This is a genomic window from Oleiphilus sp. HI0066 (assembly GCF_001635725.1).
This window is the reverse complement of record NZ_LWFH01000232.1, coordinates 1-677: the sequence shown is the minus strand read 5'-3', so window position 1 is coordinate 677 and position 677 is coordinate 1. Positions and strand designations below refer to the sequence as shown.

General features: G+C 43.3%; 1 protein-coding gene. It reads right to left on the bottom strand.

Features of this window, described 5'->3' with window-relative positions; genetic code table 11:
* On the bottom strand, window positions 1–677 hold a 677-nt coding region (locus A3738_RS03755; protein ID WP_068763363.1), incomplete at both ends, for a GGDEF domain-containing protein.

Genomic DNA, 677 nt, shown 5'->3' with positions numbered 1-677 from the left:
TTATGGTCGAAGCTCGTACAGCCGAAGCTAGCTGTGAGTTTGATTGTCTTGTTAGCAACACTAAAATTGTGAGCCTCTATGATCTGTCTGAGTCGTTCTGCTGTAAGGGCTGCGCTGTTCGCGGAGCTGTCATCGAGTAATAGTAAAAACTCTTCCCCGCCATATCGGAAACTAAGATCAGTTTTACGAAAGTTCTCTGTAATTAGTGTTGCGAATTGCTGAAGTATTTCGTCGCCTGCAGAGTGGCCATATGTGTCATTAATGAGTTTAAAGCGATCGATATCGATCATAATGGCAGACAGTTCTTGTTGCTTACGTATGGCTCTTTCAGCTTCTCTGTGCAAGCTACTATCTAGAGCACGTTTGTTACCTAGCCCAGTCAATTGGTCGGAAAGCGCTGCATTGATGGCTTCCTGATACATCAAAGCATTCTTTAACGGGAACACTACTGTGCTTGCCATGAACTCGATAATTGAAATTTCATCATCAGAATAACGTTTCTTTCTGCATACGCTTAGTTTTCCGAGGCGAGTATTCTCAATAATCAGATTGAATTGGCAGTTGTGTGCCCCCGGATTTTCACCCAGGCAGTATGTGTTTTCGTTAGGTGCTTGATATCTAAGCTGGCCAACGTCCATTAGATTGCTAAGTTCGTCGTAAAAGATATCGGCAATGCT